This window comes from Micromonospora sp. NBC_01405, assembly GCF_045040155.1.
In the GTDB taxonomy this organism is placed as follows: domain Bacteria; phylum Actinomycetota; class Actinomycetes; order Mycobacteriales; family Micromonosporaceae; genus Micromonospora.
Genome location: NZ_CP109532.1, coordinates 318697 through 338640, shown reverse-complemented (window position 1 = coordinate 338640; position 19944 = coordinate 318697). Strand labels below are relative to the sequence as shown.

Sequence of the window (19944 nt, the reverse complement as noted above, 5' to 3'; positions counted from 1 at the left end):
CACGACCAAATCGCCGCATATGAGCGCAAAGGGCCGTTCTGGGGTCGAATGACCCAACTCGGCACGGCGGTGGCCCTCATCGCGGCCATCGTCCTGTCGGCGCTGGTGTTCGACACGTTGGCGAGCTTCTACCCAGGCACCGGCGCGGTGAAGTCCACGCCGGCCGAGCAGCCGGCGGAAGCCGTGGTGGGGGAGTGTCAGCGGGTCGGCCCGGTGAGCGGCGACGGCCTCGGCTACTGGTGGCACTGCGCCGTGACGGTCCGGACCCGCGATGGGCGTCAGGTGGAGACGGTGGTCGAGCACTCGGTCGTCACCCCGGACGACCGCGACAAGACGATCGAATTCCGGGAAGTCTGCTACGGGAAGGACAACTCCGACTGCCGGTACGGCCGCCCTGCCTCACGCGTCTGGGCGCTGGCCCTGTCGTCGCTGGGCATCGTGCGGATCGGCCTGCTGCTCCTGCTGGCCGTCGGGGTCGGCTTCGCCCTCGTCCGGGGAGTGGTCGGTGTCCCGGCCTACTACGCCTGGCACAACCGTCGTAACAAGACGCGGAATACCTGACCCTGGGCCGCGAGAACGGCCGGTGGAGGAAACGACATCGTTCCTCCGCCGGCCGTTCGCCTCGTCGGGGGCGTTCCTGGTGGACGTGCTTGCGCTACGGTCCTAATCCGGGCGCCGCTCTGACGGGCGCCGAGTTCGTGTCGTCGAGAACGTAGGGGTTTCAAGTGGGTAACGCGGGCCGAGCCGATCGACGGACCACCCTGGATCTGACTCTGCGTCATCCTGCGGCGACCTTTCTCTACAGAGCCACTACGCCTCGGGTGCGGCTGGACGGCATGGACATCGCGATCGGTGGCTGGGGGCGGCACCGCATCGCCGTGGAGCCCGGGCAGCACCGGTTGGAGGTGTGGGTGCCGTATGTCCTGCCGAGGAAGGCGGGGCGAGCCACGCGCGAGATCAGCGTCGACGAGGGGGCTCAGGTTGCCCTTGAGTACATGGCCCCCACGATCACTCTCGCCCGTGGCGCACTCGGAGCTCCTGGTGAGCAGCGGTCCACCGGCTATTCCACAGTGATGATCCTCAACATCGTCGCGGTTGTCGTCGTGCTGGGAATCTGCGCGGCCTTCGCCATCGCCTGACCCTGGGCACCCCAGGCCACCCTGTTCCGGGCCGCGCTGTCGCGTTGTCCCCCGCACCGCGTTCGGGTCGACGCCCTGCCGTCGAGTGCCGGGATGAAGCCGGTCGGTGAATCCGTGAAGGATACTTGCGTAGCGGCCCGGCAGCATTGAAGATTTCTTCGTGCCTAGAGACTATCGTCGATTCCTGTCCGGCGCGGCGCTGACGGTGGCGCTGGCGCTCGGTGTGGCCGCCCCCACGGGCGCCACCGCCTCCCCGCCCAGCACGCCCGAGACCGCGCCGATCGCCGCCCAGGCGGCGGCCTGCGTGACCGATCCGGCCACCCCGAAACGGCAGTTCCGGGGCATGTGGATCGCCAGCGTTGCCAACATCGACTGGCCCAGCCGCACCGGGCTCACCCCGGCCGCCCAACAGGCGGAGTACCGGGGCTGGCTCGACCTGGCCCAGCAGCGGCGGATGAACGCCGTCGTCGTGCAGATCCGCCCCACCGCCGACGCGTTCTGGCCGTCGACCTACGAGCCGTGGTCGCACTGGCTCACCGGCACCCAGGGCGGCAACCCCGGCTACGACCCGCTGGCCTTCATGGTGGCCGAGGCGCACGCCCGCAACCTGGAGTTCCACGCCTGGTTCAACCCGTACCGGGTCGCCAACCACACCGACCTCACCAAGCTGACGGCCAGCCACCCGGCCCGCAAGAACCCGGGCTGGGCCGTCGCCTACAACGGCCAGCTCTACTACAACCCCGGCATCCCCGCCGTCCGCGCCTTCGTGCAGGACGCCATGATGGACGCCGTGCGCCGCTACGACCTCGACGCGGTGCACTGGGACGACTACTTCTACCCGTACCCGGGCAGCGGCGGGGGCTTCCCCGACGCGGCCACCTTCGCCCAGTACGGCACTGGCTTCAGCAACATCGCCGACTGGCGGCGCAACAACGTGAACCTGCTGGTCCAGGAGATGCACAACCGTATCCAGGCGATCAAGCCGTGGGTGAAGCTCGGCGTGAGCCCGTTCGGCATCTGGCGCAACGCCGGTACGGACCCGCTCGGCTCGCGCACCACCGGCCTCCAGTCGTACGACGCGATCTACGCCGACACCCGCCGCTGGGTGAAGCAGGGCTGGATCGACTACATCGCCCCGCAGATCTACTGGCACATCGGCCACCCCTCGGCCGACTACGCGGAGCTGGTCCGCTGGTGGTCGGAGACCGTGACCGGCACCAACGTGCAGCTCCTCGTCGGGCAGGCCACGTACCGCGCCGGCGCGACGGGGCAGGACGCGGCCTGGCAGGACCCGGCCGAGCTGACCGACCACCTCACGCTGAACCGCGCCCACCCCCGGGTCACCGGGGACATCCACTTCAGCGCCAAGGACGTCCGCGCCGACCGGATCGGCGCCGTCTCCCGGGTGGCGGCCGACCACTACCGCCGGCCGGCGCTGGCGCCCGCCGGGGTGGGCGGCGTCGCGCCCGCCGCGCCGAGCCTCACCTCGGCCGTGCGCGGCACCGGCGGCGTGACCCTGAGCTGGCAGCGCGGCGGCACCGGCAGTACGGCCGCGTACGCGGTGTACCGGCTGCCCGGCGACGGCGCGGTCGACCCCTGCGACCTGGCCGACGCCCGCAACCTGCTCGGCACGGTCCGCGCCTCGGGCACCACCGGGACGTTCACCGATGCCACCGCCGCGCCCGGCTCGACCTACCGCTACCTGGTGACCGCCCTGGACCGGCTGCACCACGAGAGCCCGGCCAGCAACGCGCGGGTGGTCACCGGCACCGGCGGCACGTTCAGCGTGATCGTGGACAACGCCACCGCCGGCGGCTTCACCGCCGCCGCCACCTGGGGCACGTCGTCGTACTTCGCCACGCGGTACGGCACCAACTACCGGTTCGCCGAGCCGCAGGCGGTCAGCGACCCGGCCTGGTTCACCGCGACCCTGCCCGCCGCCGGCTCGTACCGGGTCGAGGTCTGGTACCCGGCCGACCCGGGCTACAACAGCGCCACGCCGCACCTGGTGGCGACGGCGAACGGGACCGTGACGACCAAGGTCGACCAGCGCACCGGCGGCGGGCAGTGGCGGGTGCTGGGCACCTACGACTTCGCTGCGGGGACGCGCCAGGTCGTCGGGGTCAGCCGCTGGACCAGCACCCAGGGGTACGTCGTCGCCGACGCCGTCCGGATCACCCGGCTCTGAGCAGCCGACCCGTCCGGGGTGCGCCTCGGCGCTCCGGACGGGTCGCGCGTTCAGTCCCAGAGCAGCCAGAGCGCGCCGAGCTTCGGGTTGGTCGCGGCCTGGCGGTTCTTGACCACGAAGACGTGGGAGAAGCCGCCCTCGGCGGTGATCCGGACGGTGAGGTCGACCCGGGCAGCACCCCGGGATAGGTGGCGGTGGGCCCGGACAGGGTGGGTGTGGGCAGGTTCAGCGCGGTGGGGGTGGAGGTTGCGGTGCCGGCGGCGTTCGCCTTGACCGGTCTGCCCGTGCGGCGGGCCTGCGCCACCGCCCGATCCACCCCCAGCGAGGTCGGTGCCGGCTTTGCGGCTGTGGGCGCGGCGGGTGCGGCGGCAGGCGAGGCGGCCAGGCCGGTGGCCGAGCTGGCCGCGACGAGCTCACCACCGCGCTGATCGCGATGGTTCTCACCGATCTCGTCGGGTGTGGTGAGTGACCCGGGGCATGGCGTGGTTCCTCCCCGTGGGCATGTCCGTTGGACGCATAGCCGCGTCCGCTGAGCGGCCACAGCGAATCAGCTCGCGCTCACTCAAGGACCGACTGAGGTCACACTGTGTTGCCCCTTTCGGACGCACTGCGATGGATTTGATCCATGCAAGTATGCCTATCGTTATCTCCTCGTGACCTCCGGGTAGGCTGGACGTGAAACATTGTCGGGCGCCACGGGGGTGCGCGTTCGATCATTCTGCGTGGCTTTAGTCCCGTCTCGCAGAACTGAGGTTCGCATGGCCGTCCACTGGGGATTACACCTGCTCACACGTTCCAGACGTCTGGTCGCGGTTGTCGCGGCCGCCTCGGTCACAGCCAGCCTGTTGTCAGGGACGCCCGCGCTTGCAAAGCCGAAGGGTGCGGAGGTGGCGAAGCCGCCGGCGACGTCGCCGGGGCAGTCGGTCAAGGGCGTGAAGCCGTTGCCGACGAAGTTCGTGACGCCGTCGGATGATGCGAAGGCGACGTTCCGGCCGACGCGGATGGTGTGGCCGAAGGCCGCTTCGGCGCGCGTGGAGTTGCCGTCGGCGGGTGCGCGGGGGGCGTCGCCGGTGCGGGTGCGCGCGGCCGGAACTCCTGTGTGGGCCGAGTCTGTGGCCAACGGTGCAGGCCTGGCTGGACCTGGGCGACTCGCGGTCACTGTCGCCGACCGCAAGGTGGCAGTAGCGGCCGGGGTCGAAGGCGTTGTGTTGTCTGTGACGCCGAACGTGTCGTCCGGGGCCGTCCGGGTCGGAGTCGACTACGCCGACTTTGCCGAGGCGTATGGCGGTAATTACGGCTCTCGTCTGAAGCTGGTCCAGTTGCCAGCGTGCGCATTGACGACGCCTGCTGTGAAAGGGTGCAGGACAGCTCAACCGTTGGCATCCACGAACGACGCATCGGCGAGGACGGTGTCGGCCGAGGTGCCGATGGTGGCGTCCGAGGCGCGCTCACAGCTTGCCGGCGGCGGCCTCACGGTTCTCGCCGTTACGTCAGCCGCAGGTGACGAGGGCGGTACCGGTGGCACCTATGCGGCGACCGAGCTGAAGCCCTCCGGGACCTGGACGAGTAGCGGAAATGCCGGCTCCTTCAGCTATTCGGTGCCCGTGGGGATGCCGCCAGCCGCTTCTGACCTGGTCCCGACTGTTGCACTGTCTTACGACTCGGGTCGGGTGGACGGGCAGACGGCCTCGACGAACGCACAGGCGTCCTGGGCAGGCGACGGCTGGACGACTCCTCGGTCGTTTATCGAGCAGACGTTCGCCTCCTGCATGGACGAGCCGGGCGGCAGCCCTTCGCCGGTCAAGACCTACGACCGATGCTATGACGGGCCAGTGCTGACGTTGTCGCTGAACGGATCGTCAACCCGACTGGTCTGGGACGACACCAAGCAGGTGTGGAAGGCCGAGGACGACAAGGGTGCGGTCGTCCAGCGGGTCACCAACTCCGGCAACGGAAGCGGCACCTACAACACGGACTACTGGCGGGTCACCGAGCGCAGCGGCATCTCCTACGAATTCGGCCGTAACAGGCTCCCGGGCTGGGTCGCCGGAAAATCCGAGACGAAGTCCGTCGACCACACACCGGTGTATTCCCCGCGTTCCGGGGACCCGTGCTACAACGCGGCCGGGTTCTCGTCCTCGGTGTGCACGATGGCGTACCGGTGGAACCTGGACTACGTCAAGGACGTCCACGGGAACGCGATGGCCTATTACTACAACCAGGCCACCAACTTTTACGGGCGGAACAAGGGTGTCTCGGATGTCTCCTACATCCGGGACAGCTACCTCTCGCGGATCGACTACGGCTTTACCGACGGTAACGCCTTCGGTGTAGTGCCGAATCGGGTGGTGTTCAACACCGGTGACCGATGCCTGTCCGGCACCTGTCAGCCACTGAACTCGACCAACAAGACGAACTGGCCCGATGTGCCATTCGACCTCATCTGCAACTCGGGAGTCGACTGCTCGATCTGGAGTCCATCGTTCTTCTCTACGGTGCGTCTCTCCTCGATCGAGACGCAGCAGTACAACACCGGGACGACTGCCTACGACAAGATTGACTCGTTCGCGTTGGCGCACACCATGCCCGCCACCGGTGACGGCACCTCGCCGACGCTCTGGCTGAGTTCGATTACCCGTACCGGCCATGACACCAGCGCCGGTGGGTCGGCAGCGCCGATTACGTTGCCGTCGTTGTCCTTCACCGGTACCAAGTTGCCCAACCGGGTGGACACTGCGGGTGGACTGCCGTCGTTCTACAGGCAGCGAGTCGCGACGGTCACGACCGAGACCGGATCGGTGATCTCTCCGTCCTACGTGTTGCCCGTGCCCTGCACCGCGCCGGTGACCACCGACCCGGCGGCGAACACGAAGTCGTGTTACCCCGTGTACTGGACGCCGGACGGGTATGTGAACCCGTTCAAGGACTGGTTCAACAAGTACGCGGTCACCCGGGTCACCTCAACCGACCCGACTGGCGGCGCGGCCGCTCTGTCGACCAGTTACAAGTACCTCGGTGGTGCCGCCTGGCACTTTGACGAGAACGAGGTCGTCAAGGCGAAGTACCGCACCCACGGCCAGTTCCGCGGTTACGCCAAGGTGCAGACGCTTACTGGTGATGGTGTCAACGACCGCCGTACCCAGGCCGAGACGGTCTACTACCGGGGCATGTCGAAAAACAACACCTCGACGGTGCTGAACCTGACCGACTCCGCTGGCGGCATCCATGAAGACATCGATGAACTTGCGGGCAAAGAACTGGAGACCACCAAGTACCTCGGTGAGGGTGGCCGAGTCGACTCGTCGACGATCACGTCGTACTGGGTGTCCGGGGCGACGGCGACGCGCTCTCGCACCGGGTTGTCGGCGTTGACGGCACAGTGGGTCGCGCCGGCCAAGACGTATGCACGTCAGGCAGTCACCAGCGGTGGCTCGGTCACGTGGCGCTATACGGCTAAGGAGAACAGCTACGACGCAGCCACTGGCAACTCCACCTTCGGCTTACTGAAGCACAGCTACAGCTACACCGTGCCGTTGGCGGCGGCCCATAGCGAGTGCGTCAGCTACACCTACGCCCCATCGAATGTGGCCAAGAACCTGGTTGGCCTGGTCAGTCAGACGGAGACGGTGTCGGTGGCCTGCGCTGGGTTCACCCAGGGCAATCCGGCATCGGTTCCGGGTAGCGTGAACACTCTGGCCGCCCCGGGGAGCGTGAATCGGCCTGGGCAGGTGGTCAAGGTCGAACGGAGCTTCTACGACGACCCGACATTTGGCGCCGTGTTTCCGCAGACGACCGCCCCAGCCAAGGGCGACGTGACGATGAACCAGGTCGCCAAGGATCATGTCGGGGGTGCGTACACCTGGCAGACCACAAAGAAGTCGACCTACGACTCCTACGGGCGACCGGTGGACGGGTACGACGGCAACGGCAACAAGACGACCACGGCGTACGCGATGAACTCCGCCGGACTGTTGACCGGCACCTCGATCGTTAATCCGTTGGGTCAGACCGCGAGCACGACGGTCAGCCCTCGACGAGGGCTGCCGCTGACCAGCACCGCCCGGAACGGGGTGGTCACGGTCCAGCAGTACGACGCGCTGGGCCGTAACACTGGGGTGTGGCTGCACTCCCGTCCTACCAGCAGTCCGGCGAACCACAAGTTCATCTACACGGTGTCGAAGACCGGTGTCACTGCGGTCACCAGCCAGACCTTGAACAACTCCAATGGATATCAGACGTCGGTCATCATCTATGACGCGTTACTGCGTTCCCGCCAGACCCAGGCGACTACCCCGCAGGGTGGCCGGATGATCACGGACAGCTTCTACGACACGCGCGGTTTGATTCGTGCGTCGTACAACGGTTGGTGGGACGACGCGACGACGCCGACGGTGAGCGCGCCGGTGTCGGCCGCGAATCTGGGCAAGCAGGTACCGAACCAGACCTTCACCACCTATGACGGCCTGAGCCGCGAGGTCATCGCCCTCGCGTCCGAGAACGGGGTTGCGGTATCGACGACGACCACCGTCTACGGCGGGGACCGCACCACTGTCGTCCCGCCCGACGGCGGTGTCGTCAAGACCACGGTGACGGACCCGTTCGGTAGGCAGACCGAACTGCAGGAGTACAGCGCCAAGCCGACGGTGGCGACACCCACGGACACCTTCACCGGCGCCTTCACGATTACCGGCGGCACCGCTGTAGTGAGCAAGTTCGGCTACGACGGCCACGGCCACCAGGCCAGCCTGACTGACGCTCAGAACAACGTCTGGGCCTCGACGTACAACCTGCTCGGCCAGGTCGAGAGCATGACCGACCCCGACGCCGGCGGTAGCAGCATCGTCTACGACGGGAACGACAACCTCGTTCAGACGACCGATGCCTCGGGCAGGACGGTGTCGTACACCTACGACGAGCTGAACCGGAAGACCGGAGAGTACGCCTCGACGGTCGCGAACCAGTCGCCCGCAAACCAGCGTGCCGCCTGGCGTTACGACAACAGCGACGGCGCAGTGGTGGACATGACCTACCCCATCGGGCAGCTCACCTCCACGACTGTCTTCAAGGGTGGTCAGGCGTACACGACCCAGCAGAAGGGGTTCAACGTCTTTGGCCATTCCCTGGGCGAGACCGTGACTATCCCCGCCACCGAGGGTGCACTGGGTGGGTCATACGCCTTTGGTCATACCTACTCCTCGGTGCTGGGTCTGCCGCTGACCGACACGTACCCCGCGAAAGGCAGTTTGTCCTCGGAGACGGTGCTGCACGGCTACTCCGGTGTGCTGGACCTGCCGACTACGCTAGGTGGCGCGGCTAATTACGCCAACGGTGTCGTGTATGACGCATGGGGGCGGGTGAACCAGCAGACCCTCGGCTCTGGCACCAATCGAGCCTTCGTGACCAATACCTATGATCCGCACACTGCCCGGCTGACCAATCAGCTGATCACGCGCTCCACGGCGACTCCGTCGACCGTGGACGAGCAGGAGTACAGGTACGACCCGGCCGGCAACCTGACCCGCAAAATCAGCAAGCGGCTCGGCACTGTCGCACCGGCGGAGACGCAGTGCTACGGCTACGACGGGCTGGCACGACTCACTGAGGCGTGGACTGGCACCGATGCCTGCGTCACTGCCCCGACCCTGACGAACAAGAGCATGGTCGGCAACAACGTCGGTGGGGGCAGTGCCTACTGGACCAGTTGGACGATCGACACGATCGGCAACCGGACCAAGCAGGTCGAGCACAACCTCACCGGTGGTACGGACATCACCACCGACTACACCTACGACGGCAGCGGTCAGAACAAGCCGCACACACTCACCTCGACCAGCACCACCGGCGGTGCCACCGGCACCACGTCCTACACCTACGACAGCGCCGGCAACACCGTCGGCCGCAACGCCGCCCAGGGTAGCCAGGTTCTCACCTGGGACGACGCCGGTAAGCTCACCGGCGTCACCGGAGGCTCCAGCGGCGACAACAATTTCGTCTACGACGCCGACGGCGAGATTCTCGTGCAGAAGGAGCCTGGCAAGACCACGCTCTACCTGCCGGGGCAGCAATTGACGTTGAACACCAGTACCAGTGCGATCGAGGGAAGCCGTAACTATGCGCTTCCCGGCGGTGGCAGCTGCGTCCGCTCCGGCAGCGGCGCGGCGTACACCTTCGTTATCGCGGACCACCAGGGCACTCCGGCGCTCTACCTCGACGGCACCGCTCAGATCCCCACGTGGAGGCAGTACACCCCCTTCGGTGGGCCCCGCGGAGCGGCCGTCACCACCCCGGACAACAGAGGGTTTCTCAACAAGCCCACGAGTCCGACCGGGCTCACGGTCGTGGGTGCTCGCGCCTACGACCCGACCATCGGTCGATTCATCTCCGTTGATCCGATCCAGCACACCGGCCGCCCCCAGCAGTGGAACGGCTACTCGTACGCGGGCAACAGCCCGGTCACTTCGTCCGATCCCACCGGCCTGATCGACCCCGACTGTCGGGGGCAGTGCACCGACTACCACCCCGGTGACGAGAAGGGCAACCAGGAGGCCAAGGAGAAGAACCCTTGCTGGCCGGCGAAGTGCGAGAATCCTAAGGAGAAGCCCACCCGCTACACGTGTGACGCCGAGACAAAATGCACGATCACCCCGGGTGCGGGTGGCAGCGGGAAGAAGAAGGTTATCTACGACTGCAACGCTCCCGGATCGTGCGTGATCCAGAAGTACGGTCGTGGAACTGGCGCCACCTACAATTGCAACGTAGCCGGGGCGTGTGAGGTTGAGGTGAAGAAATGCAATGCCCCTGGCGGCTGTAGCTACCTGGTGGGTAATGCTGCTGTATCTGGAAGTCTCAAGTGCCGGGTGAGCGGTTCATGCATCTTCTACACCTGGGAGAGTGCCGTCCCCGCCGAACGCCCGAAGTGGGAATGGTACAAGGAACTGGACCTGATTGGGATCGGCGCGGCTGCCGGGGCCGGCGTGGGAACAGGCATTGGATGTGCAGCCGGAATTTGGGCGCTCGGCGTGGGATGTGCGGTTGCCATGCCGGTCGGTACTGGGGTCGGAACCATTGTTGGCGTCGAGGTCGGGCTCTACAAGTACTATGAGAGCTATTTCGAGTCTCGGAAGCCGCAGGCGGTATGGGTGACGCCGCAGCGGGTGGAGGTGGCGCGCATCTGACGGTCCGGTTATTCGGAATCGGGAAAGTGGGTAGGAAATGGCAGAGTACGGTTGGCCGCGCCTGGCGGACGGAGAGAAGATGGTTTTTACGCAGAGGGCGTACTTCCCTCTTCGGAGGACCGTCCTGTCCGCTTTTGGTGTCCTTCTCATCCTGACCGACTCCCGGCTGCTCTTCGCCCCTCGCCGACTCCTGGGAATGCCTGGTCTTGGGGAATCGGTAGTGCGGGCCAAGGCGGTCAGCCTTCGGGACATCACTGCAGTGGATCCGGTTGCCAAAGGGGCGATTAACATCACCACGAGGTTTGGGGACGAGGTATTCGTTCGGATACTTCCCTCAACGGGGTCCACTTTCGTTTGGTCGCTACGGCGAGCAGAGCCGTATCGGGACGAAGCTGTGAGACGGATCAGGGAGGCCTGCGCGCAGGCCAGAGCCTGACAGCGCCGCAGGCAAAACGACAGGGCGAGACCCCCTCGGGGTCTCGCCCTGTCAGCGTTGGCGGAGCCAGACGGCACCGAGCGGTGGCACCTGGAGGGCCGCCGGTCTCGCCCCTCGGGAGCCCCGTTTCGCCGCGCTGGCCCTCTATACCGGGTAGTCCGACGGCGGCCTGGGAATGCCCGCCCGCCTGGTTGGAGACATGCCCGGCGGCCCCTACGGAGCTGCCCCGTCTACGCTCCCACCCCGCCGACAGCACAAACGGGGCAGCTCCGTAGGGGCCGAAGGAGACCAGGCCGCCCCAGCGGCCGTACCTCGATGCGTCCTCCGAGGTGCGAATCCCGGCTGCCGCCCCGCTCAGTTCCGGCGCAGCCAGAGCGCGCCCAGCGGCGGCACCCGCAGTGCCACGGATGCCGGCAGGCCGTGCCACGGCACGTCCTCGGCCTGGACCTCGCCCAGATTTCCCACCCCCGACCCGCCGTAGTGGTGGGCGTCGGTGTTGAGCACCTCCGTCCAGGTGCCGGCGGCGGGCAGCCCGATCCGGTAGTCCTCCAGCGGCAGGGCGGAGAAGTTCGCCACGCAGACCAGGGTGGCCCCGTCGGGGGCGATCCGGACGAACGACACCGTGTTGTGGGTGACGTCGTCGCCGGCGATCCAGCGGAACCCGGCCGGTTCGGTGTCCTGCGCCCACAGCGCGGGGGTGTCCCGGTAGACGCGGTTCAGGTCGCCGACGAGGCGCTGCACGCCGGCCCGAACCGGGTCGTGCAGCAGGTACCAGTCGAGGCCGCGCTCCTCGCTCCACTCCCGGTCGTCGCCCAGCTCGCAGCCCATGAACAGCAGCTGCTTGCCCGGGTGCGCCCACATGTACGCCAGCAGCGCCCGCACGTTGGCCAGCCGCTGCCAGGTGTCCCCGGGCATCTTGGCGGCCAGTGAGCCCTTGCCGTGCACCACCTCGTCGTGGCTGATCGGCAGCATGAAGTTCTCGCTCCACGCGTACGCGAGGGAGAAGGTGAGCTGGTGGTGGTGGTGCTGCCGGTGGATCGGGTCCTTCGAGGTGTAGAGCAGGGTGTCGTGCATCCAGCCCATGTTCCACTTGAACCCGAAGCCCAGCCCGCCGTCGGCGGTCGGCCGGGTCACCCCCGGCCAGGACGTGGACTCCTCGGCGATCATCACCACCCCGGCGTGGTTCTTGTAGACGGTGGCGTTGACCTCCTGCATGAGGGCGATCGCCTCCAGGTTCTCCCGGCCGCCGTGCTCGTTGGGCAGCCACTGGCCCTCGGGGCGGGAGTAGTCCAGGTAGAGCATCGAGGCGACGGCGTCGACCCGCAGCCCGTCGACGTGGAACTCGTCGCACCAGTACAGCGCGTTGGCGACCAGGAAGTTGCGTACCTCGCGGCGGCCGAAGTCGAAGACGTACGTGCCCCAGTCGGGGTGCTCGCCGCGGCGCGGATCGGGGTGCTCGTACAGCGGGGTGCCGTCGAACCGGCCCAGGGCCCACTCGTCCTTGGGGAAGTGCGCCGGCACCCAGTCCAGGAGCACCCCGATCCCGGCGGCGTGCAGGGTGTCGACGAGGTGCCGGAAGTCGTCGGGGTCGCCGAACCGGGACGTCGGCGCGTAGTAGCCGGTGACCTGGTACCCCCAGGAGCCGCCGAACGGGTGCTCCATCACCGGCATGAACTCCACGTGGGTGAAGCCCAGCTCGGTGACGTACGCGGTGAGCTGCTCGGCCAGCTCCCGGTAGCCGAGGCCGGGCCGCCACGAGCCGAGGTGCACCTCGTACACGCTCATCGGCTCCTGGTGCGGCTGCCGCCGCGCGCGTCGCGCCAGCCAGTCGGCGTCGTTCCACTCGTACGTCGAGCGGTGCACCACCGACGCGGTGGCCGGCGGCACCTCCGCGTACGCGGCCAGGGGGTCGGCCTTGTCCCGCCAGTGCCCGTCGGCGCCGAGGATCCGGTACTTGTACCGCGCGCCCTCGGGCGCGTCGGGGACGAAGATCTCCCACACCCCGCTGGAGCCGAGCGAGCGCATCGGCCAGCCGTCGTCGGGGCCCCAGCCGGTGAAGTCGCCGACCACCCGCACGCCGCGCGCGTTGGGCGCCCACACGGCGAAGGCCACGCCCCCGTCGAGGACCCGGGCGCCGAGCGCCTCCCACAGCCGCTCGTGCCGCCCCTCGCCGATCAGGTGCAGGTCCAGCTCGCCGAGGGTGGGCGGGTGACGGTACGGATCGTCGCGCACCGCGCCGTCGACCTCGACCCGGTAGTCGAGCACCTCACCCGGCAGGACGGCCTCGAAGACGCCCGCGTCGTGCACCCGGGTCGCCGGGTGCCGCTCGTCGCCGACGAGCACGCTCACCGCCTGAGCGCCCCGGCGCAGGGTGCGGATGGTGGTGCGCCCGTCTGCGGGGTGCGCGCCGAGCACGGCGTGCGGGTCGTGCGCCACGCCGGCGATCAGCTCGTCCATCGTGCGTCGTCCTTGTCAGCCGCAGCGGTGGGGGCGGTGCCCCCGGAGAGTTCGGAGGGCACGTCCTGCACGGTCAGGTCGGGCGCGGCCGGCGCGGCCGGTTCCACCGGGGGCGGGACCGGCCGGCGCACCGTGAACACGTGCGCGGGTTGCAGGTACGGGTCGAGCCGTACCGCGTTGTGCTGCCCCCAGTCGTAGGCGGCGCCGGTCAGCTCGTCGTGCACGGTGAACCGCTCGTGCCAGTCGAGGCCCAGCGCCGGCATGTCGAGGGTGGTGTTGCCCCACTGCACGGCCTGCGAGTCGAACGAGCACACCACGATCACCGCGTTGCCGGTGTCCGGGTCGTGCTTGGACCAGCACAGCAGGGCCGGGTTGTCGATGTCGTGGAAGACCAGGTTGCGCAGCTGGTGCAGGGCGGGGTTGTCGCGCCGGACCCGGTTGAGGGTGGCGACGAACGGGGCCAGCGAGCGCCCCCGCGCCTGCGCGTCCGCCCAGTCCCGGGGGCGCAGCTCGAACTTCTCGTTGTCCAGGTACTCCTCCGCGCCGGGGCGGGCGGTGTGCTCGAACAGCTCGTAGCCGGCGTACATGCCCCAGGAGGGGGAGAGCAGCGCGGCCAGCACCGCCCGGATCTTGAACATCGGCGGGCCGCCGTGCTGCAACGTCTCGTGCAGGATGTCCGGCGTGTTCGGCCAGAAGTTCGGCCGCATGTGGTCGGCCGAGGCGACCAGCTCCTCGCAGTACTCCCGCATCTCGGCCGGCGTCGTGCGCCAGGTGAAATAGGTGTACGACTGGGTGAAGCCGATCTTGCCGAGCCCGTGCATGATCGCCGGCCGGGTGAACGCCTCGGCGAGGAACAGCACGTCCGGTTCGACCTTCTTGACCTCGGCGATCAGCCAGTGCCAGAAATCCAACGGCTTGGTGTGCGGGTTGTCCACCCTGAAGATCCGGATCCCCTCGCCGATCCAGTGCAGCACCACCCGCAGGATCTCCGCCCGGATGCCCTCCGGGTCGTTGTCGAAGTTCACCGGGTAGATGTCCTGGTACTTCTTCGGCGGGTTCTCCGCGTACGCGATGCTGCCGTCGGCCCGGGTGGTGAACCACTCCGGGTGCTCGGTCACCCATGGGTGGTCCGGGGCGCACTGCAACGCCAGGTCCATTGCCACCTCGAGGCCCTGCTCGGCGGCGGCGGCGACGAAGTCGCGGAAGTCCGCCGGCGTACCCAGGTCGGGGTGGATGGCGTCGTGGCCGCCCTCGGCCGCGCCGATCGCCCACGGCGAGCCCACGTCGTCGGGGCCGGCGGTGAGCGTGTTGTTGGGGCCCTTGCGGTTGACCCGGCCGATCGGGTGGATCGGCGGCAGGTAGAGCACGTCGAAGCCCATGGCCGCGACCCCGGGCAGCCGGTCGACGGCGGTGCGGAAGGTGCCGGAGCGGGCCGGGGCGTCGACCGTGGCGGGGATCGCCCCCTCGGAGCGGGGGAAGAACTCGTACCAGGCGGAGAAGAGCGCCCGGGGGCGGTCCACCCAGAGCCGGTGCTCCGCGCCGGTGGTGACCAGCTCGCGCACCGGGTGCTCCCAGAGCAGGTCGGCCAGGCCGAGGGCCGGGGCGACCCGCCGGGGCAGGTCCAGTCGCTCGTCGCGCAGCGCGGTCACCGCCGCCGTCACCCGGTCGGCGTCGCCGGCCGGTACGAGGTCCACGGCCGCGGTCAACACCCGCGCGCCTTCGGCCAGGTCGTTGGCCAGCTCCGCCGGGCCCTGGCCGGCGGCGACCTTCTTGGTCACCGCGTTCTGCCAGGTCAGGTACGGATCCTGGAACGCCTCGACGGCGAAGGTCCACGCGCCGACGGCGTCGGGGCGGATGGTGGCGTGCCAGCGGTCCTGGCCGGGCTCGCCGGGGCGCATCCGGGTGAACGGCCGGGCCTTGCCGTCGGGGCCGAGCCAGACCACGTTGCAGCCCAGCGCGTCGTGCCCCTCCCGGTAGGCGCGCGCCGACACGGGCACCGCCTCGCCGACCACCGCCTTGGCCGGGTAGCGACCGCAGGAGACGACGGGGGAGACGTCTTCGATCGGGAACCGTCCAGTCACTCCGCCAACCTACTGTGCGAGATCGTCTCGCGCGCGGCCAAGCGGCCACCGGCACCCGCCCCGGCTCACCCGGCCTGCGCCGGAAGCATCCGAGGGTCGCCGGCGGATACTCAGAGTTCCGATTTGGGTACCGATCGTGATCACGTAGAGCTACTGGTTGGCGTCAATTTGTGCACCTATGGGGCATTGATCCTTTCTGTTTGTAATCTTTGTTGACCTGTCGCTTGGCCGGCAGGTAACTTGTGCCAAGGCAATGATTGACGGATGGCAATCAGTGGCATGTACGGGGGAAACATGAGTCAGGACGAAAGTCGAAATTTACCCAGCTCGCAGTGTTGACGATGCGCATTGTTGTGCTCTCCTGCGGGCTGGCGGTCGCGGCGTGGCTTGTTCCGCTGTTCGCGGAGGCGGCGTCCCGCGTGAATCGTGATCTGGCATCTCTGGCGGAGGCCGGGCCGACGTGTGAGGCGGCTTCTCACCAGCCGCGCGCCGGCGACTGACCGCGCACCAACCTTCCGGGACAATTCTCCTTCCTTGCTTTCTTGGCACCCGCCTATTCGGGGTGCTGTTTCAGCCTGCGCCGGTTCGGTTTTATGCCGTGCTGAGTGCGGGTGAAATGTGTCCAATTTCCGGTGGAAACAGGTCTGCCGGTCAGCCATTGTCAGGAGTGTTAATGGTCCAACGTCATGCGGCTGTAGGGGTGGCGTCCGCGCTGCTGGCCGCTTCGGTGCTGGCGGTTCCGCCGGCCGTGTCCGCCGCGCCTGCGGCGGCGAAGGAGCCGACATCGACGCCGCAGGTATCACCGCGGTCGTCGTCGAAGGTGTGGTTGTTCGACAGTCCGCGGCGGGCGGCGCTGCCGGTGTCGGCCGCGGGGGCGGCACCGTCGGTGCCCAAGGGCACCGGGCCGGTGCGCAACGGCACGCAGGTCGCGTTCTCGCTGACCGACCGCCTGGAGGCGAAGGTCAACGTCGGGTCGGGCAACCTGATGGTGCTCAGCACGGACCTGACGCTGCCGGGGGTCGCGGGCAACGTCACGCTGGGTGCGGCGTTCAACAGCCTGATGCTGGGCAGCGACCTGGCGGTCGGGGCGCACGGTCCGGGGTGGCGGACCCGCTCCGGGCAGGACGTGAAGCTCTACCCGGCCGACGACGGTTCGGTGACCTACGCGGCCGCCGACGGGGTGGTGGGCAAGTTCACCGCCTCCGGTTCGGCCTACACCTCGCCCGGGGAGTTCAAGGCCACCCTCGCGCACAACGGCACGGGGTGGAAGCTGACCGAGCACGGCAGCGGCAAGGAGTTGTTCTTCACCTCCGACGGTCTGCTGGACAAGACCGAGGACCGCAACGACAACGTCACCGACTACGTCTACAGCGGCGGGCAGCTCACCCAGGTGACGTCGGACCGGGGTGGCGCGTACGCCCGCAAGGCGACCGCCACCTTCGCCAGCGGCCGGCTGACGAAGTACCAGCAGAGCGACGGATACGACGTGCTGCGGTAGGTGACCTACGAGTACGACACCAACAACCGGCTCAAGGCCATCCAGACCCCGGCGTCGGCCCGACGGTGGGCGTTCGAGTACGACACCGCCGGTGACCTGGTGAAGATCTGGACCAAGGACGACACCTACAGCACCGTCACCTACGACGGTCAGCACCGGGTCACCTCGTTCACCCAGGTCACCAACAACGTCACCGGTCAGGGCGCGACCACCCGGTTCGCCTACCCCACCTCGTCGCAGACCAAGGTCGCCGACCCCCGGCAGGACCTGTCGCAGCCGGTGGCGTCGGTGCCGCACACCACCTACGACCTCAACAGCGACAAGCGGGTCACCAAGACCACCGACCCCGCCGGCAACGAGCGCTCCAAGACCTACACCCCGTTCAGCGACGTGGCCACCGAGGTCAGCCCCGAGAGCAGCACCGTCACCAACACCTACGGCGCAAACGCCGGCGAGTCGCTGACGAAGTCCGCCTCCCCCTCGGGCTCGAGCGCCTCGGCGGCGTACGCCAACGCGGCGACCTCGACGAACCCGACGGCGAACTTCCAGCCGTCCTCGTCGATCGACACCCAGAGCAACTCCTCCACGTACACCTACAACGGTGCCGGTAACCGCACCTCCACCGCCGACGCCCTGGCCGCCAAGGCCGACGTCGACTACAACACCAACGGCACCGTCAAGTCCTCCACCGACCCGGCGAACACCGGCAACCCCACCACCTACACCTATGACAGCAACAAGCAGATCACCACGCTGACCCCGCCCACCGGCAACGGCCTGGCGGTCAAGACGTTCACCTACGACGTCCTCGGCCGGATCGCCACCGTCACCCAGGGCGGGTGCACCACCACGAACGAGTGGAGCAAGGACGACCGCGTCCAGAAGACCAGCTACTCCGGCTGCGGCACGCTGTCCGACGTGACCTTCGAGTACGGCCGCGCCGGCAACCTGATCAGCCGCACCGACTCCACCGGCACCACCACCTGGGAGCACGACCAGCTCAACCGCCTGCACAAGCGCACCAACCCCGGCACCGCCGCCTTCGTCTACGAACACGACCTCGCCGGCAACCTCACCGACCTGACCGACGGCCGGGGCACCACGAAGCACTACTACAACACCCGTAACTGGCTGGTGCGCACCGACACCGCCAGCGCCACCCGCTACAACTACTCCTACGACAAGGACGGCAACCGCCTCAACACCTGGTTCGCCAGCAACGAGGGCAACAGCGTCTACGCCCTGCGCGTCAAGACGGTCTACGACAAGTCCGACCGGCCCACCCGCATCACCGCCACCCGCAACTCCGCCGCCCCGGCAACGGTGTTCGACGTGACCTACTGCTACGCCGAGTACACCTCCGGGCAGCCCTGCTCCACCGCCACCGCCGACGACACCGGCCTGCGCCAGTGGCAGAAGGACGAGGTGTCCGGCGCGATCAGCCAGTTCACCTACGACCAGGCCAACCGGCTGACCAAGGCCACCAACTACAACGGCAAGACCTACGAGTACGCCTACAACAGCAACGGCAACCGCACCAGCGTCAAGGTCGACGGCACCACCACCCAGACCCTGACGTTCAACACCGCCAACCAGATCACCACCACCTACAACACCTACGACAACCGCGGCAACCAGACCCGCACCAGCAGCCCGACGGTCAACCCCGTCACCTACAACGGCGCCAACCAGATGACCGCCGCGAACACCGGCACCTATGCCTACGCCGGCACCGACCAGGTCGAACTCACCCGCGCCGGCACCACCACCCTCCAGTACGGCTACGAAGACCAACACGGCATGCCCTCGCTCCAGTCCTGGACCACCAGCGGCACCACCGTCTACGTCGAACGCGACGGCATCGGCACCCCGCTCGGCCTGCGCATCGGCACCACCGACACCGCGTTCGTCCTCGACGGACTCGGCACCCCCGTCGCCGCCGTCAAGGCCAACGGCACCCTCGCCGCCACCTACAAGTACGACCCCTACGGCAACGCCACCACCACCGACGAAACCAACCTCGGCACCACCAACATCGTCCGCTACGCTGGCGGCACCTACGACTCGACCACCGGGTTCACCAAGTTCGGCCAGCGCTGGTACAACCCCCAACAGGGCCGCTTCACCCAACAGGACAACCTCAGCTTCATCGGCAACCCCAAGAACGGCAACCGCTACGCCTATGCTGGTTGCAGCCCGACGAACTACATCGACCCTACCGGGCAGAGTTGGCAATGTGAGCTTTCCGGGATCCTCGTGTTCGGCGCGTCCGCAGCGATTATCGCCGCACCCCTCTCATATTTCGGACCGGGGGCAGCCTTCGCAGGCGTCGCCGCCGGCTCCGCGATTGCTGGAGGATATAAGTCAGTTTGCGAGAATGTTCAGAAGAATGAGCCAACTAATTGGGGTGACGCCGCCGAGCAGGCGGCATGGGGAGTGGCCGGCTTTTTGATTAGCTAGTTTCTAGGTATTTCGACTCTGAGATCGAGGCCCCGGGTGAGTCCCCGTCGGGGCCTCGATCCAATAGATACAATTCTATTGTCTCTGCAGCGGCAGAAAGGCCTGGGATGTCAACCATCGTTCTTTCCAGAGGAATTGATGCGATCGGAGCGGGTAGAAAGTTTCGTATCTACATCAACGATGAGCTAGTCGCCAAGTTGGGGCGCTCCGACCGGATCTCATTGGAGGTGGGGGCTGGAAAGCATGTGTTGCGGGCCCGGCTTGACTGGCTCCGTAGTGCACCCCTGTCGGTGCGTATCGAGGCCGATGAGGTGATCAACGTTGAGGTGTCCGCCGGTGGTAGGGCAGTGAGTTTCGTCGGCACCTTCCTAAAGTCCGAAAGTGCTCTCGACCTGATCGTCAAGCCTCACGTATAGGGGACCGCACGACGTCATCGCGATGCCCTCAAGGTGGGGCTAGTACTCCAGCCGCAGTTGCCTCATCTGAGGTTTCAGCAGCTCATCGGCATGA

Annotated in this window: 10 protein-coding genes; 8 read left to right on the top strand and 2 right to left on the bottom strand. The window is 67.6% G+C overall.

Going from position 1 to position 19944, the window contains the following annotated elements; all coding sequences use genetic code 11:
- Window positions 1–48: 48 nt before the first annotated feature.
- From OG559_RS01540 to OG559_RS01520, 5 genes are all read left to right on the top strand, one after another.
- Window positions 49–561: a DUF6346 domain-containing protein gene (locus OG559_RS01540; RefSeq protein ID WP_405111430.1), complete on the top strand. Its 513-nt coding sequence runs from the start codon at window positions 49–51 to the stop codon at window positions 559–561.
- A 275-nt stretch (window positions 562–836) separates the two neighbouring features.
- Complete coding sequence (locus OG559_RS01535) at window positions 837–1139, top strand: hypothetical protein (RefSeq protein WP_405111427.1); 303 nt, start codon at window positions 837–839, stop codon at window positions 1137–1139.
- Between the two features lie 160 nt (window positions 1140–1299).
- A complete protein-coding gene (locus OG559_RS01530) occupies window positions 1300–3327 on the top strand; it encodes a family 10 glycosylhydrolase (protein ID WP_405111424.1) in 2028 nt (675 codons plus the stop codon).
- A 194-nt stretch (window positions 3328–3521) separates the two neighbouring features.
- A complete protein-coding gene (locus tag OG559_RS01525) occupies window positions 3522–3755 on the top strand; it encodes a hypothetical protein (protein ID WP_405111421.1) in 234 nt (77 codons plus the stop codon).
- A gap of 330 nt (window positions 3756–4085) precedes the next feature.
- The gene (locus OG559_RS01520; protein WP_405111418.1) at window positions 4086–10502 is read left to right on the top strand and encodes an RHS repeat-associated core domain-containing protein; all 6417 of its coding nucleotides are present in this window, start codon (window positions 4086–4088) and stop codon (window positions 10500–10502) included.
- A 790-nt stretch (window positions 10503–11292) separates the two neighbouring features.
- Here OG559_RS01520 and glgB read toward each other — a convergent pair.
- Together glgB and OG559_RS01510 are read right to left on the bottom strand one after the other, a co-directional pair.
- Window positions 11293–13395, bottom strand: coding sequence for a 1,4-alpha-glucan branching protein GlgB (gene glgB / locus OG559_RS01515; RefSeq protein ID WP_405111415.1), 2103 nt, complete (start codon window positions 13393–13395; stop codon window positions 11293–11295).
- The gene (locus OG559_RS01510) at window positions 13383–15476 is read right to left on the bottom strand and encodes a maltotransferase domain-containing protein (RefSeq protein ID WP_405111412.1); all 2094 of its coding nucleotides are present in this window, start codon (window positions 15474–15476) and stop codon (window positions 13383–13385) included. The genes glgB and OG559_RS01510 overlap by 13 nt, the downstream gene beginning before the upstream one ends.
- 673 nt (window positions 15477–16149) lie before the next feature.
- Between OG559_RS01510 and OG559_RS01505 the strand changes: the two genes are divergently transcribed.
- The 3 genes from OG559_RS01505 to OG559_RS01495 all read left to right on the top strand — a co-directional run bounded on the left by OG559_RS01505 (window position 16150) and on the right by OG559_RS01495 (window position 19850).
- Window positions 16150–16974, top strand: a complete 825-nt coding sequence (locus tag OG559_RS01505) for a DUF6531 domain-containing protein (protein WP_405111410.1) — start codon at window positions 16150–16152, stop codon at window positions 16972–16974.
- The gene (locus OG559_RS01500) at window positions 16975–19434 is read left to right on the top strand and encodes an RHS repeat-associated core domain-containing protein (protein ID WP_405111407.1); all 2460 of its coding nucleotides are present in this window, start codon (window positions 16975–16977) and stop codon (window positions 19432–19434) included. It begins immediately after the preceding gene.
- 107 nt (window positions 19435–19541) lie between these two features.
- Entirely contained in the window at window positions 19542–19850 is a 309-nt protein-coding gene (locus OG559_RS01495; RefSeq protein WP_405111404.1) for a hypothetical protein, read from the top strand.
- Window positions 19851–19944: the final 94 nt, after the last annotated feature.

Excerpts from the sequence above, each read along its gene's own strand:
- OG559_RS01520 (WP_405111418.1), top strand. The coding sequence starts at position 4,086 with ATGGCCGTCCACTGGGGATTACACCTGCTCACACGTTCCAGACGTCTG.
- OG559_RS01540 (WP_405111430.1), top strand. The coding sequence starts at position 49 with ATGACCCAACTCGGCACGGCGGTGGCCCTCATCGCGGCCATCGTCCTG.
- OG559_RS01495 (WP_405111404.1), top strand. The coding sequence starts at position 19,542 with ATGTCAACCATCGTTCTTTCCAGAGGAATTGATGCGATCGGAGCGGGT.
- OG559_RS01535 (WP_405111427.1), top strand. The coding sequence starts at position 837 with ATGGACATCGCGATCGGTGGCTGGGGGCGGCACCGCATCGCCGTGGAG.
- glgB (WP_405111415.1), bottom strand. The coding sequence starts at position 13,395 with ATGGACGAGCTGATCGCCGGCGTGGCGCACGACCCGCACGCCGTGCTC.
- OG559_RS01505 (WP_405111410.1), top strand. The coding sequence starts at position 16,150 with ATGGTCCAACGTCATGCGGCTGTAGGGGTGGCGTCCGCGCTGCTGGCC.